At 65.8% G+C, this 14,524-nt stretch carries 17 protein-coding genes; 10 read left to right on the plus strand and 7 right to left on the minus strand.

Annotation, left to right across the window (positions count from 1 at the left end; all coding sequences use genetic code 11):
- Positions 1–77 precede the first annotated feature (77 nt).
- Together AC5RUH_RS00385 and AC5RUH_RS00390 are read right to left on the minus strand one after the other, a co-directional pair.
- Complete coding sequence (locus tag AC5RUH_RS00385; RefSeq protein WP_494127596.1) at positions 78–1,121, minus strand: LLM class flavin-dependent oxidoreductase; 1,044 nt, start codon at positions 1,119–1,121, stop codon at positions 78–80.
- A gap of 29 nt (positions 1,122–1,150) precedes the next feature.
- Positions 1,151–1,801 (minus strand): NADPH-dependent F420 reductase, encoded by a 651-nt coding sequence (locus AC5RUH_RS00390; RefSeq protein WP_494024180.1) that lies wholly within the window; start codon positions 1,799–1,801, stop codon positions 1,151–1,153.
- A 91-nt stretch (positions 1,802–1,892) separates the two neighbouring features.
- On the opposite strand from AC5RUH_RS00390, the gene AC5RUH_RS00395 reads away from it, so the two are divergent.
- The 4 genes from AC5RUH_RS00395 to AC5RUH_RS00410 all read left to right on the plus strand — a co-directional run bounded on the left by AC5RUH_RS00395 (position 1,893) and on the right by AC5RUH_RS00410 (position 4,111).
- The gene (locus AC5RUH_RS00395) at positions 1,893–2,399 is read left to right on the plus strand and encodes a MarR family winged helix-turn-helix transcriptional regulator (RefSeq protein WP_494127597.1); all 507 of its coding nucleotides are present in this window, start codon (positions 1,893–1,895) and stop codon (positions 2,397–2,399) included.
- A gap of 10 nt (positions 2,400–2,409) precedes the next feature.
- The gene (locus AC5RUH_RS00400; RefSeq protein ID WP_494000918.1) at positions 2,410–2,703 is read left to right on the plus strand and encodes a DUF503 domain-containing protein; all 294 of its coding nucleotides are present in this window, start codon (positions 2,410–2,412) and stop codon (positions 2,701–2,703) included.
- 113 nt (positions 2,704–2,816) lie between these two features.
- Positions 2,817–3,248, plus strand: a complete 432-nt coding sequence (locus AC5RUH_RS00405) for a hotdog fold thioesterase (RefSeq protein ID WP_494013685.1) — start codon at positions 2,817–2,819, stop codon at positions 3,246–3,248.
- Between the two features lie 32 nt (positions 3,249–3,280).
- Positions 3,281–4,111, plus strand: coding sequence for an aldo/keto reductase (locus AC5RUH_RS00410; RefSeq protein ID WP_494024179.1), 831 nt, complete (start codon positions 3,281–3,283; stop codon positions 4,109–4,111).
- A 58-nt stretch (positions 4,112–4,169) separates the two neighbouring features.
- Here the strand turns inward: AC5RUH_RS00410 and AC5RUH_RS00415 are convergent, their stop codons facing one another.
- Complete coding sequence (locus AC5RUH_RS00415; protein WP_494074649.1) at positions 4,170–5,273, minus strand: fatty acid desaturase family protein; 1,104 nt, start codon at positions 5,271–5,273, stop codon at positions 4,170–4,172.
- A gap of 303 nt (positions 5,274–5,576) precedes the next feature.
- Between AC5RUH_RS00415 and AC5RUH_RS00420 the strand changes: the two genes are divergently transcribed.
- The 4 genes from AC5RUH_RS00420 (at position 5,577) to AC5RUH_RS00435 (ending at position 8,306) form a co-directional block, all read left to right on the plus strand.
- On the plus strand, positions 5,577–5,783 hold the full coding sequence (locus tag AC5RUH_RS00420) for a cold-shock protein (RefSeq protein ID WP_127512299.1): 207 nt from the start codon (positions 5,577–5,579) through the stop codon (positions 5,781–5,783).
- A 156-nt stretch (positions 5,784–5,939) separates the two neighbouring features.
- On the plus strand, positions 5,940–6,635 hold the full coding sequence (locus AC5RUH_RS00425) for a hypothetical protein (protein WP_494013682.1): 696 nt from the start codon (positions 5,940–5,942) through the stop codon (positions 6,633–6,635).
- A 1-nt stretch (position 6,636) separates the two neighbouring features.
- Positions 6,637–7,326, plus strand: a complete 690-nt coding sequence (locus AC5RUH_RS00430) for a PspA/IM30 family protein (RefSeq protein WP_494025156.1) — start codon at positions 6,637–6,639, stop codon at positions 7,324–7,326.
- Positions 7,326–8,306: a D-2-hydroxyacid dehydrogenase gene (locus AC5RUH_RS00435; RefSeq protein ID WP_494024176.1), complete on the plus strand. Its 981-nt coding sequence runs from the start codon at positions 7,326–7,328 to the stop codon at positions 8,304–8,306. Before AC5RUH_RS00430 ends, AC5RUH_RS00435 begins: the two co-directional genes overlap by 1 nt.
- A 12-nt stretch (positions 8,307–8,318) precedes the next feature.
- Here AC5RUH_RS00435 and AC5RUH_RS00440 read toward each other — a convergent pair whose 3' ends face one another.
- Both AC5RUH_RS00440 and AC5RUH_RS00445 read right to left on the minus strand, forming a co-directional pair.
- Positions 8,319–8,996, minus strand: coding sequence for a TetR/AcrR family transcriptional regulator C-terminal domain-containing protein (locus AC5RUH_RS00440; protein ID WP_494024175.1), 678 nt, complete (start codon positions 8,994–8,996; stop codon positions 8,319–8,321).
- A gap of 110 nt (positions 8,997–9,106) precedes the next feature.
- The gene (locus AC5RUH_RS00445) at positions 9,107–10,303 is read right to left on the minus strand and encodes an MFS transporter (protein WP_494024174.1); all 1,197 of its coding nucleotides are present in this window, start codon (positions 10,301–10,303) and stop codon (positions 9,107–9,109) included.
- Between the two features lie 328 nt (positions 10,304–10,631).
- Here AC5RUH_RS00445 and AC5RUH_RS00450 point away from each other — a divergent pair, with 328 nt between their 5' ends.
- On the plus strand, positions 10,632–12,317 hold the full coding sequence (locus AC5RUH_RS00450; RefSeq protein WP_494024173.1) for an amidohydrolase: 1,686 nt from the start codon (positions 10,632–10,634) through the stop codon (positions 12,315–12,317).
- Between the two features lie 94 nt (positions 12,318–12,411).
- Here AC5RUH_RS00450 and AC5RUH_RS00455 read toward each other — a convergent pair whose 3' ends face one another.
- Positions 12,412–12,996 (minus strand): PepSY domain-containing protein, encoded by a 585-nt coding sequence (locus AC5RUH_RS00455; protein ID WP_494127598.1) that lies wholly within the window; start codon positions 12,994–12,996, stop codon positions 12,412–12,414.
- A 128-nt stretch (positions 12,997–13,124) separates the two neighbouring features.
- Between AC5RUH_RS00455 and AC5RUH_RS00460 the strand changes: the two genes are divergently transcribed.
- A complete protein-coding gene (locus tag AC5RUH_RS00460; protein WP_494024171.1) occupies positions 13,125–13,823 on the plus strand; it encodes a dienelactone hydrolase family protein in 699 nt (232 codons plus the stop codon).
- 146 nt (positions 13,824–13,969) lie between these two features.
- Here the strand turns inward: AC5RUH_RS00460 and AC5RUH_RS00465 are convergent, their stop codons facing one another.
- Positions 13,970–14,359: a cupin domain-containing protein gene (locus AC5RUH_RS00465; protein ID WP_494127599.1), complete on the minus strand. Its 390-nt coding sequence runs from the start codon at positions 14,357–14,359 to the stop codon at positions 13,970–13,972.
- Positions 14,360–14,524 lie beyond the last annotated feature (165 nt).

The raw sequence follows: 14,524 nt of genomic DNA on the forward strand, positions 1-14,524 counted from the left end.
CTTAGGACGGCGGCGGAGGCGTCGCTTCGAGCCGCGGATAGATATGGCCAGCGGGGCGCGCCGGCGGCGTGTCGTGCCTACTTCCGGGACAGCAGCCGCTCAACCCGCGGCTTGACCTCGGTGGCCAGCAGCGTGATGGAGTCGATCAGGTGCTCGTGCGGCAGCCCGCCGATGTCGGTCTGCAGGAAGTGGCGCACATGTCCGAGGTATCCGTGCAGGTGGGCAATCCGCTCGGCCACGTCGTCCGGATCGCCGACGTAATAGGCGCCCGGGGCCTCGGTTTGGGCCAGGAAAGCGCGCTTGTCGGGCGCGGGCCAGCCGCGCAGCCGGCCCATTTCCACGTTGAGGTTGTGCCAGCCGGGGTAGAACCGGTCGAGGGCCTCCTGCTTGCTCGGCGCCACCAGCCCGAGGGCGGCAACGGAAACCTTGATCTGCGGACCGCTGTGGCCGGCCTGGGCCGCGGTGCGCCGGTAAAGCTCGGCCAGTGGAGCGAACCGGTGCGGGGCTCCGCCGATAATCCCGTAGGAGACGGGCAGTCCGAGCTGCCCGGCCCGGGCGGAAGAACCGGCGTTGCCCCCGGTGGCCAGCCAGATGGGCAGCGGCCCGGCGGCAGGGCGCGGCACGACGGCCAGGTCCGCGATGGGCGGCCGCCGGGATCCGCTCCACGTCACTTCTGGGGCGCGGCTGTTGTTGATGGCCATCAGCAGATCCAGCTTCTGCGCATATAACTCGTCGTAGTCGCCCAGGTCGTAGCCGAACAGCGGAAATGTTTCCACCGAGGAACCGCGGCCCGCGGTGATCTCGACGCGGCCGCCCCCGGAAATCGCGTCCGCCGTGGAGAACTGCTGGAACACGCGAACGGGGTCGTCCGTGGAGATGATGCTGGCGGCGCTCCCGAGCCGGATCTGCTGCGTGGCGGCCGCGGCCGCGGCGACGATCGCGCCCGGCGAGGACGCGGGCATGCTGGTGGTGTGGTGCTCGCCGATCCCGAAGTAATCCAAGCCAACCGTGTCGGCGTGGAGGATCGCCTCAAAGAGGTTACGGATGGCCTCCGACGTCTCCCGCTGGCTGCCGTCCGGATTGAGTTGCGTGTCGCCGAAGCTGTAGGCACCGATTTCCATGTCTTGTCCTGTTCTGCCTGTTGATGCCGTCATCGACACGCCGGTTCGGTGGCCTCCGCCAAGAGGCCGCGGAGCTCGTCGGCGGCATGGGCGGCGTTGAAAATGCGGGTCCCCGGCTGGAAGGCGCGGCCGGCCGAGAGCGGGCCGGCATCGACCGGGTCGTAACCCAGGCGATCGATGAAGGCCGCGACCAGGGATTTGGCGTCGTCGTGATCGCCGGCAAGAGCCAAGGCTCGGCGGCCGGCGGAACCCGGATCGCGGCCCTCCTCTTCGAGTTCCCGGTACCCGATGTGGTTCAGGGTTTTCACCAGTCGCGCGCCCGCCAGGAAATCCTGAACGACCTCGCTGCTGCCGCGCGGGTCGTTCTCGAAATCGCTGATCACGCCGTCGGTCGGTGCCCAGTAGTTCATCGCATCGATCACGGTCTTGCCGGCCAACCGGCCCGGATCCAGCGTGCGGTAACGGTGCAGCGGGATCGCGGCGAGAACCAGGTCCGCCTCCCCCACTTCCGCGGCGTCGACCGGCTCCGCCCCCGGCGTGATGATTTCGGTCAGCAAGGCGATCTCTGCGGCCGGCTTGGACGTCGCGATCTTCACCCGGTAGCCGGCTGTGAGCGCCTGTCGCGCGACGGCGGTGCCCACCCGGCCAGCCCCCAGGATGCCAACGGTGCCACGCTTCATTCCAACTCCAGTCTGCAAATATGCTGTCCGACAGACTATATTCACTACAGATTATCTGTGCAACTTCGCATGATTCGTTATCATGAGAGTCATGACAGGAGAACGAGCCGCCACAGCGGACAGGACGCACGGCCCGGTTCCCGGCGACTTCGGCTGGAACCTCGGCATGGTCCTGCGCGGGTACCAGTCAAAATTCGAGGAGGCCGTCACCGGCATGCCGGAAGGCATCCGCGGCTACCAAATCCTCTCCGCCGTCGTTCATCGGGACCCGCCGAACCAACAGGCCCTCGGGTCGCACTTGGCGATCGACCGCACTGTCCTGACCTACATCCTCGACAAGCTCGTGGCCGCCCGGCTGGTGGAGCGCGTCCCCGCCGCGAACGACCGGCGTGCACGGAAAATTGTTCCCACCGCGCAGGGACGCGCCGCACTCTCGGAGCTCGAGGTCCGCGTCGCACGTGCCGAGCAGGACCTGCTCTCCGGCCTGTCGCCGGAGGACGTGCGCACGCTTTCCGCCCTGGTCGAGGTGTTGGCCATGGGAATCCACCGCGCGCAGCCGAACTCCAGCCCGTGTGAGGCGATGGACCACCTGCCCTAGACTCGTCAGCATGTGGATCGGCTGGATTGAGTTCGACCTGCTCCTGGGCGACGTGCATTCGCTCAAGGAAAAGCGATCCGTGCTGCGGCCGATCATCGCCGAGGTCCGGAAGCGGTTCGATGTCTCAGTGGCGGAAGTCGGCCAACAGAACCTCTACCGGCGGGCCGAACTGGGCATCGGGCTGGTAGGCGGCGACCGGGCCCATGTGGTCCAGGTGCTGGACACGGCCGAGAACTACATTGCCTACCGCCCCGGCGTGGACCTGCTCAGCACGCGGCGGAAAATACACTCCAGCGACGACTGAGCCCGCCCCGCGCCGCTGCAAACCGGTTTTGCAGCCCGCCGATGAGCATCGACCGGTGTGGATATTGGTAGCGTTGGTCACGCCCATGATCCGTGCCACATCCGGAGGCTCTGTTGACTACCCCCGCCACCGACGAGCAGTTTTCCACCGTCGAGGAGCTTGTCCGCCACCGCTATGCCTCAGACAAGGCGTCGCAGCACCTTGGCATCGAGGTGCTGGAGGCCGAAGAAGGCCGTGTAGTGATGTCCATGGGCGTCCAGGACTACATGCTGAACGGTCACCACATCCTGCACGGCGGCTACCTGTTTACGCTCGGCGATACGTGCTTCGCGTTCGTTTGCGAGTCGCTGGGCCGGCCGTCGGTCTCCCGCCAGGCGGAAATAACGTACATCGCGCCCGGCGCGGCCGAAGCCCGCCTGGTGGCCACCGGCGTCGAACGCACCCGCTATGGCCGCAACAACATCGTGGATATCTCCATTCACGACCATGACGGCCAGCATCTGGCCGAGATGCGCGTCTACGGCGTGCTGGTCCCGAAGAAGTAGTTCCGCCCCCCTGCACCGAAGGAGTATTCCCGATGGCCGTAGTGCCCGCGATCGATCTCAATAACGGCGTCAGCATCCCGCAGTTGGGCTTCGGCGTTTTCAAAGTGCCACCGGCTGAAACGCAGCGGGCCGTTGAAGCTGCGCTGGAGGCCGGTTACCGCCACATCGACACCGCCGCCGCCTACCGCAACGAGTCCGGCGTGGGCGCGGCGATCAGATCCAGCGGGATCCCGCGCGAGGAACTGTTCATCACCACCAAGCTCCGCAACGGCGAACAGGCCGACGCCCGCCGGGCTTTTGATAACAGCCTGCGCGAACTCGGCTTGGACTTCGTGGACCTGTACTTGATCCACTGGCCGGTGCCCTCGCAGAACCTGTACGTGCAGGCGTGGCAGGCGCTCGAAGAACTCTACGCCGAAGGCCTCAGCCGGGCCATCGGCGTCTCCAACTTCCTGTCCGAGCATCTACAGACCCTGCTGGCCGCCGGAGGCATGGTGCCGGCGGTCAACCAGATCGAGATCCACCCGACCTTCCAGCAGCGCGAAGTGGCGGCGCTCAGCCGCCGGCACGGCATCGCCGTCGAGGCCTACAGCCCTCTGGGCCAGGGCGCCGATTTGGAGAGCCGGACGGTCACCGCCATCGCGGCAAAGTATCTGGCGACTCCGGCCCAAGTGGTGCTCGCCTGGCATCTGGCCAACGGCAACATCGTGATCCCCAAGTCCGCCAACCCGGGCCGGATAGCGAAAAACCTGACCGCGGCACGGCTCACGCTCGATGCGGAGGACCTGGCCGCGATCACGGCGCTTGACGCCGGCGGTCGCATCGGCGCGGACCCGGCCACGGCCGCCTTCACGCAGCTCTAGAACGACGGTTGCCGGTGTCCGCGTTGGACACCGGCAACTGTAGGGAACCTGCTGAGCGCTAGAGCCGGCGGTACTCGGCCACCATCGGGCAGTCGAACGGGTCCCGCGCCGACAGGCCAACCTTGTTCAGGTACCGGACCACGATGCCGTAGGACTTGGGCAGCGACGTTTCGGTGTACGGGATGCTGTGGCTGGCGCAGTATTCGCGCACGATCCGGGCGGCCTTGGCCAGGTTGGGCCGCGGCATGCTCGGGAACAGGTGGTGCTCCACCTGGTAGTTGAGCCCGCCCATAAGCGCATTGATGGCGCCGCTTCCCCCGGGGGTGCGGCCAACGATGTTGCGGCTGGTCAGGACCTGGCGGCTGAGGAAGTCCACCTTCGAGTCCTTGGGGATCAGCGGCATGCCCTTGTGGTTCGGCGCGAAGGACGCACCCATGTAGACCCCGAAGACGGCCAGCTGCACTCCGAGGAACGCGAACGCGATGCCCGGCGGGAGGAAGAAGAAGATGGCCGCGATATAAAGAGTGAGCCGCGCGAACAGCACGGAAATTTCCCTCTTGCGGCCCTTGACGGGGCCGCGTGCAAACAGCGACCTGATGGAGGTGGCGTGCAGGTTGATGCCCTCGAGCATCAGCAGCGGGAAGAACAGGTAGCCCTGCCGGCGGGTGAACCAGGCCATCAGGCCGCGGCGTTCGGCAGCTTGTTCGGGCAGGAAGGAGACGGTGTCCTGCTCGATGTCCGGGTCTTTCCCGATGGTGTTCGGGTTGCCGTGGTGCCGGGTGTGTTTGTTCATCCACCACTGATAGCTGATGCCCACGACGGCGTTGGCCAGGAACCTTCCGGCGCGGTCGTTGGCCGGACCGGTTTCGAAGACCTGCCGGTGGGCGGCCTCATGGGCCAGGAACGCCAACTGCGTGAACAGGATGCCCAGTGCGCCGGCAATCAACAGCTGGAACCAGCTGTCGCCAAGCAGTACGAATCCGGTGACCGCGCCCGCCAGCCCCAGCGCCAGTGCAACAAAGAGGCTGATGTAGAACCCCCTGCGCTTTCGCAGCAGACCTGCATCCCGCACGGTGCTCAACAGCTGGGAGTAGCCGCTGGCGGCGGAAGAACCGCGCTTGCTACGGGTAGAAGTTGTCGGTGGAGATACAGATATGCTCATGCAGCCTTCAGTGGTTCGGGTCCGACTTCCCAGCCGCGGAATAGGGCGAATGCCCCGTAGATGAAGATCACTTTACGATAACAACCTGAACGCGCCCTGAACAGGGGGTGCCGTGGTAGCGCCGTTCGGATTCCCGGCCAAAGTCCTGTACAGTAATTTTTGTAGTTGTTGTGTTGCGCATTTGATTTTGAGCAACAGGCCCTTCACCGAAGGGTTTGTGCTTCTCTGAACGGCGGACGAAAAACACCGCTGCAAGCGACCCGTGAAGTCCGCGGGCCGTGTAAATACTCGGAGGAGTACAAAATGGCAACTGGAACCGTCAAGTGGTTTAACTCTGAAAAGGGCTTCGGCTTCATCGCTCCGGACGACGGCTCGGCCGACGTCTTCGCTCACTACTCGGCTATCGAGAACAGTGGCGGATACCGCGAACTGCGTGAAGACCAGAAGGTCGAATTCGAAACCGTGCAGGGCCCCAAGGGCCTGCAGGCTGCCAACATCCGCGGCCTCTAAGACGGCAGCGGCAACGCCGCTCTAGTCTTTTCCAATGGAGCCGGTTCCCGTACGGGAACCGGCTCCATTGTTGTGCCCGGCTGTTTTGCCCCGCCGTTTTGCCCGGCAATTCACTCCCACTGGCAGGAATCGCTCATCCGGGGGCAAACTTGAGGCATGCCCTTGACACCAGTGCCCGCCAGTACCGGAACCTTTTTGGCCGACATGGTCATGCAAATCCTGATGTTCACCGGCATCGCCGTGCTGTGCGTCGGGACGGCCGCGGCGGTGACCGTTTGGCTGGTGATCCGCAGGATCCGGCGCTCCCGCCGGTTGCGGAACGGGCTGCGCCGGGGGTCGCTCACCGTCCGCAGTTTCAGCAAGGACGCCGCCGGCCGCCGCCTGGCCCGCCAGCGGCTCGGATTGCAGCGCTCGGCGGAAGCGACGGAACGGACACTCGCCTCCGCCCGGGCGGAGGGCCGCCCCGTCGGGGAGCTGCCGCTGGTGGCCGCCAGGCTTGAAACGGCTTCCCGGTCCCTGGACGAACAGCTGAAGTTGGCGGAAGGCGAGCCGGTCCCGGAGGTCAAACGCTCCCTCGCCGCCAGCCTGGGCGGGCGGACCGAACAACTCACCCGGCTGTCGGGCCAACTGCGGCAACACCTGGTGGAAGCCGGGTACTCTGCCGACGCCGAACAGCTGGAACTGGCCGGCCGGCATTTGTCCCGGGAGATCGAGGCGCTGCACGCATGGTCCTCGGCCTACCGCGGTGTCCGCGACGGGCGCAGCCCCGCCGTCCCGCCCCACCCCCGGTCCGGCCCGCCGCGCCGCCAGCCCGCCCCGGCGCGGCGTCGGCCCGATCCCATGAGGAGCTAACGTGTCCATCAAGCACCGCCTTGGACGCATCATCCGCGCCAACCGCGCGGCCAGGGAGACTCCGGTCGATCCCCTGGCGGCCATAGAGGCCAGCCAGCAGCAGCAGTCCGAAGCGGTGGACCAAGCCCGCCGCAGCGTCGCGGACATCGCGGCCGACTGCCGCCGCATCGGGCTGCTGTTGGATGAGGCCAAAGCAGAGCAGGCGTACTGCGACCGCCAGGCCGAAGAGTGCGTGGCCCGCGGCGACGACGACGGGGCCCGCGAGTTCCTGCACCGGAGCATTACGGCGTCGAAGCGCGTGGAAACCCTCGCCCGGCAATATGAGCGCATGGCCGATCAGTGGCGCCGGTTGGACGGGGAGCTCGCCCGCCTGTCCTCGCGGATAGACGAGAGCCGCCTGCGGTACCAGACCCTTCAGGCACGCCACAACGTCGCTCAGGCCACGCTCGGCATGCAGCAGGCCGCCTCGGCGGCAGCCGGCAGCGCAACCGGAATGCAGTCCGCTGCCCGGGATGCCGAGCGGGAGACCCGTCGCATCGAGGCCGAGGCATCCGCCCGCAACGAAATCGCATGGTCGGACCCGGACTCGCCGCAAGTGCAGGAGGCCTTCGAATGGCTGGAGGCCAGCACAGAAGTTGACGACCAGCTGGGCGCGCTGAAGTCGCGGCGCAACAAGGCGCCGGAAGCCTGATGGCCGCAGCGGCCAGACCCGTCGTCACCGTCCTGTACAAAGACCACCTGCCGCCTGGCATGGAGGACGTGGAGGCCGCCGCGGAGGTGCGTTACGCCACCGCGGACGACCTGGAGGAAGCCTTGAACGGCGCCCAGGTGCTGTTCCTCTGGGATTTTTTCTCCCCCGCACTGGAGGACGCCTGGCATGCGGCCGGCTCGCTGGAGTGGATTCATGTGGCCGCCGCCGGCGTGGACAAGCTCCTGTTCCAGGAACTGCGGGATTCAGGCGTGGTGGTTACCAACGCCCGCGGCATCTTCGACCGGCCGATCGCCGAATTCGTCCTCGCCGGGATGCTCGCCTTCGCCAAGGACCTGCCAGGTCTGCTGTCTTTGCAGCGGGAGCGCACCTGGCGGCACCGTGAGACCGAACGACTGGAGTCCGGCCGCGCCCTCATCGTGGGCACCGGTGCCATCGGACGCGAGATCGCGCGCGTGCTCAAGGCCCTCGGCCTGCACGTTGCCGGGGCCGGGCGCACTGCCCGCAGCGACGACGCGGACTTCGGCGAGGTGTACGCGTCGTCGGAACTCGCCGCCGTCGTCGGAACCTTCGACTGGGTGGTGATGGTGGCACCGCTGACCGAAGAGAGCCGGCACCTCGTCGACGCAGCCGTGCTGGAGGCCATGAAGCCCACGGCCCGGCTGGTGAACGTGGGCCGCGGGGCGTGCGTGGACACCGACGCCCTGGTGGCGGCGCTGCGATCCGGCGCCATCGCCGGAGCCGCACTGGACGTGTTTGAAACCGAGCCGCTGCCGGCCGACCACGCGCTCTGGAAGATGGACAACGTGATCATTTCGCCGCACCTCAGCGGTGATGCCCGTGGCTGGCTGCCCCAGCTGGCCGGGCAGTTCGCGGACAATTTCGCCCGCTACACCCGGCAGCAGCCGCTGGAGAACATCATCGACAAGACGCTGGGTTTCGCGGCGCCCGCAGGATCCTGAACGAGCAGGGCGCTACACGGCTAAGCGGGCTTCAATGCCGTCAAGCAGCAGGTCCAGCGAGAATAGGAAGTTCTCGTCGTCGTCGATAGCTGACATGGAGGCTGCAGCAGCCGCAGCGTTCGGGAAGCGGCCGGCCGGAGCTTGGGCGTAGGCTTCTGCCCAAGCCCGAACGTCCGTTGCCGACTTCTCGCCCAGTAACTTCAGGGCAGCACTGAAACCTGTCCAGGCGAGCATAAAGTCGGCGCAAGCCCGGTAAATTTTGACAACGTCGTCACCCTCGAATCCTGCTTTTCGTAAGGTGGCGAGAATCGTCTCCACGAAGCGCATCTCGGACTCTTGCCGTGTCACACGCACGGCGGCGAGGGCAGCCACTTGGGGATGTGCCAGGTAGGCCCTGCGCCCGCGAATGAGCAACTCCCGGATGTCCTCTCGCCAGGATTGGGTTGGCTCAAAATCACGGAGGGCTTCGCCGATCAGACGGTCTGTCAGCGCCAGAAGCAGTTCGTCTTTGTCTTTAAAGTGTCTGTACAGTGCGGTGGGGTCCGCGCCCAGGGCTCGCCCGATGCGGCGGAACGTTAGTGCGGAAGCACCGGACTCGTCAGTCAGCTGCAGGCAGGTATCGATGATGATTTCGCGATTGAGCCCTTTTGCCCGCTGCCGGGGATTAGCGAGTCCCGCCTCTGCCCCCATTAGGTTTCCCGCCCCAAGATGTGCGCCACACCTGTAGCCTCGCACATCGGATGCCGTGGTGTCAGGTGGAGGAGGGCGGAGACGGATTCTCGCCGTTCCCTGTTCCCCGGCTACACGACTGCGTCCTGTTGGGTTTTCACTGACTCGACGATTTCACCACCACGCTCCGCAACACCGCTGGCGCGGGATACTGCGTACAGCAGCGCTCCGAAAATGAGGCTGGGAATACCGATGGCCAGCCCCAAAGCGTCCGTGCTGATGATGCCGATCAGGCTGCCGCCGACGACCGGTCCCAGTGCAACGCCCACGATGTAAACGCCGGTGACAAGGGTTGCCACGCGGCCTGAGAGATCCATCCGCGCGGCAAGCGCGAAGACCAGCGCCAGCACGGCGCCGTACATCGCTCCAGCCACTACAAGTCCTGTCGACAGTGTGGCTGATCCGTCGGCTGTCAAGACCAGGTATTTGCAGATGGATCCGATGGTGATTATCAGTCCGATGGCCAGGGATCGGCCCAGGAGCTTCAGGGCAAGCGGGGAAAGCAGCGCGCCCGCGAGACCGCCGACAACGCTGAGCGAAAGGACGAGGGAAAGGTCCTCGAGTGTCATCCCGGCATGTTCAGTGCCAATCACACCGGAGATGGCGTAGACGAGGTCTTCGGTCATGCTCCAAAGCCCAAAAACCAACGCCAAAATGATGGCCTTGATCCCGAACTGGCGCCCCGAGACGGGTTTCTGGGCTACCTCGATGGGCACGTTGGGCAACCCTCCAGCGGCGAGCAGTCCGACCAGCCCTACTGCCGTCAGGATGAGCAGAATCGTGCGGAGGTCGCTGCCGAGGACCGGCACGATAGCCAGAAGTGCCGCCGCAGCCAGGCGGTTGACGATCATGACTATGTTGACGGTCTTGTCCGGATCACGGGTAGCAGCGGAAGCTGCGGTACCGGCAGCCACCACTGTGCCGGCGCCGATGCCCGCAAGCACAATACCGATGCCAACGGCGGTCTCGTTCAGAGTCGCGGCACCCGCACCGAAACCGAGGGCCATAACCAGCAGGCCTATTCGGGCAACTCTGGGACGGTCTCCCTTCGCGACCAACTTGGTACAGGCAAAAATGCTTGCTGCGGTGCCCAGTGACATTGCCGTGGCCAGCGCAGAGGCCGCAGTGATGGACATGCCGAGGTCCGCAATGAGCGCCCCGATCAGCACGGGTACAAGGTTGGCCGCAAGCAGAGCCATCACCCAGGTGCCAAGAAATCCAATAACTACCCTGGGCGTGAGAGGCGGGATGGAACTGGTCGGAAGCATGTGTTTCCCTTCGAGGGGTATGGCTAGTGGAGCGATCGACACCTGTGGGTAAAGTCAACGGCGTTGTCAACGGCGCTGACTGAAGAGTGGCATAGTGGCCCACCTCACCACAACAGTCCCGGCTGTGATCTGGATCACAGTTGCGCCCCGGGCGCGCCGCGGGCCCGAGGAGTGTAAGACAAGCAGAGTCAACGGTGTTGACTTTGCGGCTGTTGCCTGTCTTATGATGTGCACCTGCTCATCATTCGCACCTGACACCATCCCCGGCGGAGACGAGCAGCGGGTCGAGGAAAAGCCGCCGGCCAGGAAAGGACCGCAAAGGAGCAGCATGACCGACTGGGTATTCCACTCCGGCAGAATCTTCGACGGGGTGCGCCTGCGACCGGACGTTACCGCAGTCGCCGTGACCGGCGGGCGGATCACGGACGTCGGCACGGACGATGAGGTGCGTGCCGCGGCCGGCAAAGCGGCGGAAACGGTAGATCTGCGCGGAAGGCTGCTGTGCCCGGGTTTCACCGACGCCCACGTACACGCCGTTTACGGCGGGATTGAACGACTCAGCTGTGACCTGTCGGAGGTCTCAGGGGCAAAGGCCGCGCTCGCCACTGTGCGGGAATACGCCGCAGCTAATCCCGACAAGGAGTGGATCACCGGGGGTGGTTGGTCAATGGCCGACTTCCACGGCGGCGCCCCTCGCAAGGAGCAGTTGGACGAGGTCGTTGCAGACCGGCCGGTGTTTCTCCTTAACCGAGACCACCACGGGGCCTGGGTCAACTCCCGGGCCCTTCAGCTGGCCGGCATCGATGCCCGAACACCGGACCCTGCTGATGGGCGGCTGGAGCGGGACAGCGACGGTAACCCCACCGGCACTCTGCATGAGGGCGCCATGGACCTTGTGGGCAAGCTGGTGCCGGAACCCACCGATGCGGAACTGGCCGAAGCACTGCTCGAGGCACAGCGATTCCTGCACGCGCAAGGCGTCACGGGCTGGCAGGAAGCGATCCTTGGGGACTATGCGGGCTACCCGGACGTCAGCCGGATATACCGGCAGCTGGCCGGAAACGGCATGCTCACCGCACGGGCCACAGGAGCTTTGTGGGTGCCGCGCACCACAACGTCGGGCAACCTCGCCGAGCTGGTGGAAGGATTCGAAGAACGGCGACGGGAGAACGGAGTTGCGGGCTTCACCACCACGAGCGCCAAGATCATGGTGGACGGGGTGGCTGAGAATCAGACAGCGGCGATGCTGGATCCCTACCTGCGCCCGTGCACCTGCACCGGAGGTTCCAACGACCACGGCGCAGCGGACTCCCGCGGCCTGACGTATATGCCCAGGGAAGTGCTCCTCGATGCGGTCGCAGCATTGGACGGTGCGGGCTTTGACCTGCACATGCACGTCATTGGAGACCGCGCGGTGCGCGACGGGCTCGATGCCATCGAGCACGCCCGCAACACCAACACAGGCGGCACCGCCAGACGGCACCATATGGCACACATCCAGATCGTCCACCCGCAGGATGTGCCGCGCTTCGCCAGGCTCGGAGTCACAGCCAACGCCCAGGCCTTCTGGGCGCAGAATGACGAGCAGATGACCGAGTTGACCTTGCCGATCCTCGGACTCGAGAGGGCTGGCTGGCAATACCCCTTCAACTCCCTCGTCTCCTCCGGCGCCGCTTTGGCGATGGGATCGGATTGGCCGGTCTCCACCCCCGACCCTTGGCAGGCTATCCATGTGGCCGTCAACCGCCGCGGCCCCGAAATGTCGGGGGAAGAGCCTCTCATACCAAGCGAGGCCCTGGCCTTGGAGATTGCCATGGCCGCCTATACTTCCGGTTCAGCAAGGCTGAACCGCCTTGATCAGGGCGGCCTGCTCCGGGTGGGCGCGTTGGCGGACCTGGTGGTACTGGACCGCCAGCCCTTCGATCTGGCTTCAGAAGACCTGCACACCGTGGCTGCCGCCATGACCATGGTGGGCGGACGCGCCGTGCACTACAGCCAGCAGGCATGGGCATAAGAGGTGGCCACCACGACAGATTCGGCCCCGGGTACAAGGAGCATCATTCCCGAGGGCAATTATGCACCTGAATGGCCTTCGAAAGGTTCGCCCTCTAGCGGATCTGCTCACCGGTGACGGCGTCGATCAACACGTCGGCGCTGGAGCCGTCTCCGCGGTCGATCTCGATCTCCCACACCGGGAGGCCGTCCTCATCCCCCAGCGTCACTTCGTCCACGTTCCCCGGTTCGGCTTCCGCGGCGGTGACAAGGGCCTCGGACATGGAAACCCTGGTTTGCTCCAACTCTCGGGCCTGCTCCGGTTCGGCACCCCCGGATTCCCGTTGCTCAAGCACCTCGCTGCCGTCCGGCGAGACCTGTACCTCGAGCTCGGCATCGACGTCGAAGACGTCCACCTCCCAGGCCTGAAGCCGGTCGCTGTAGTCGAGTTCGATCGCGGAACTGCCGCGGACGGCATTCACCGCGGTTTCGACCGCGGCCCGCGCATTGCGTTCACCGGGCATGGCAGATCCGGTGCCGCCAGGGCTCGGGTTGCCGGCCCCGGCCGGGCTTTCGGCCGGCTGGGCCTGGCCGGGTTCGGGCTGGGATATGTCGTCTCCGGTGGCGTCACAGGCCGACAGTGTAACGGCCAGCCCGGCAGCAATCGAAAGGGCGGTGAAAGTCTTCCTCAGCTGTTCCATAGACCGATTCTCCGCCCCGACAACCGGCTTGGCCATGCCACGGGCCCTCCGCCGCCCGGCAAGCACGACAACATGCGCCGCTGTCCTAGACTGGCAACGAATGCCCCCGAGTGATCAGGAGTAGGACTTTGGCCGACAACCCGACGTACCAGAACGTCACCTTCGAATCAGCAGGCACCGAGGCCCATGGTTATCTGGCCGTGCCCGAGTCCGGGTCGGGCCCCGGCGTCATCGTCATCCAGGAGTGGTGGGGCCTGGTGGACCACATCCGCGATGTTGCCGACCGCCTCGCCGCCGAAGGTTTTGTCGCGCTGGCACCGGACCTCTACGGTGGACGCATCGCCCACGACGGCAAGGAAGCCGCCGCGATGATGTCCAAGCTGCCGGAAGAGGAAGGCGCCCGGCTGCTGGCCGGCGCCGTGGACTACCTGCTGGCCCACGAGTCAGTCACCAGTTCCACGGTGGGTGCCATCGGTTTCTGCATGGGCGGCGGCTTTGTGCTGGCGCTGGCCGCGCAGCAGGGAGAGCGCATCAGCGCGGCCGTGCCGTTCTACGGCGTCGGCCAGGGCGTGCCCACATCGTACGAAGGGGTCCGCGCCGCCATCCAGGGCCACTACGGCGAACAGGATAAGTCCTACCCGGTGGAGAAGGCCAAGGCGCAGGAGGAGCAGATCCGCCGCGAGTCCGGCGCGGAAGTGACCTACTACTTCTACGACGCCCCGCACGCCTTCCACAACGACGAGAACCCGCAGGGCAACTACCGTCCCGAGGAGGCCAAGCTCGCCTGGAGCCGGTCCGTGCAGTTCCTCAAGGACAAGGTCAAGTAGCTTCGGGGATTATGGGACGACGTCGGTGCTCACCCGGGCACCGACGTCGCCTTCCTTCTCTCGCAAGGCTCGGACGGCCGCCGCACACTGCTTCAAGACCATCTTCGACGGAGAAGCCGACCGGCTGGACGGAGCAGTCCGATGCATCACTCCGCGTCGGATGACTCCCGCTCTGGCGTGAGATAGAGCTTCCGCAGGGTTTCGTGCACCGTCCACGTGGTGCGCATCCCTGCCGACAGCAGCATCAGCGAGCCTGGGGCCAACGGGACCGCCGTCCCGGCGGCGTCATGGGCGTCGTCGTGGTGGAATTCCACGGTGGCGCTGCCGGAGACGACCAGAAACAGTTCGTCGGCTTCCGTATCGTTCATGCTGCCGGTGGACATTTCCCAGACTCCAACGCCGAGGTCGCCCAGCCGGCCCAGGCCATGCAGGCCGGTAGTCGGCGCGCCCTCGGCCACTTGGGCAGCCGGCACGGGCAGATGGTCGAGTGTCAGGTCGGTAATATTCAGCGGCAATCCGGGAATCAGTGTCTTCATCAGGGCGCTCCGTTCGCGTGTTGGCCATAAGGTCCGGCATCGGTGGCTTCAACATGCTGCCCCGGCCGGGCCTCCCATCTCTGTGATCGCATTCACCCATTGTGACCGCCTTTGGCCACTTTTCCGCGGCGGCGGTCTCCGGCCACGACGTCGTGCCCGCCCAGC

It is taken from the genome of Arthrobacter sp. Y3223166, from assembly GCF_059090935.1.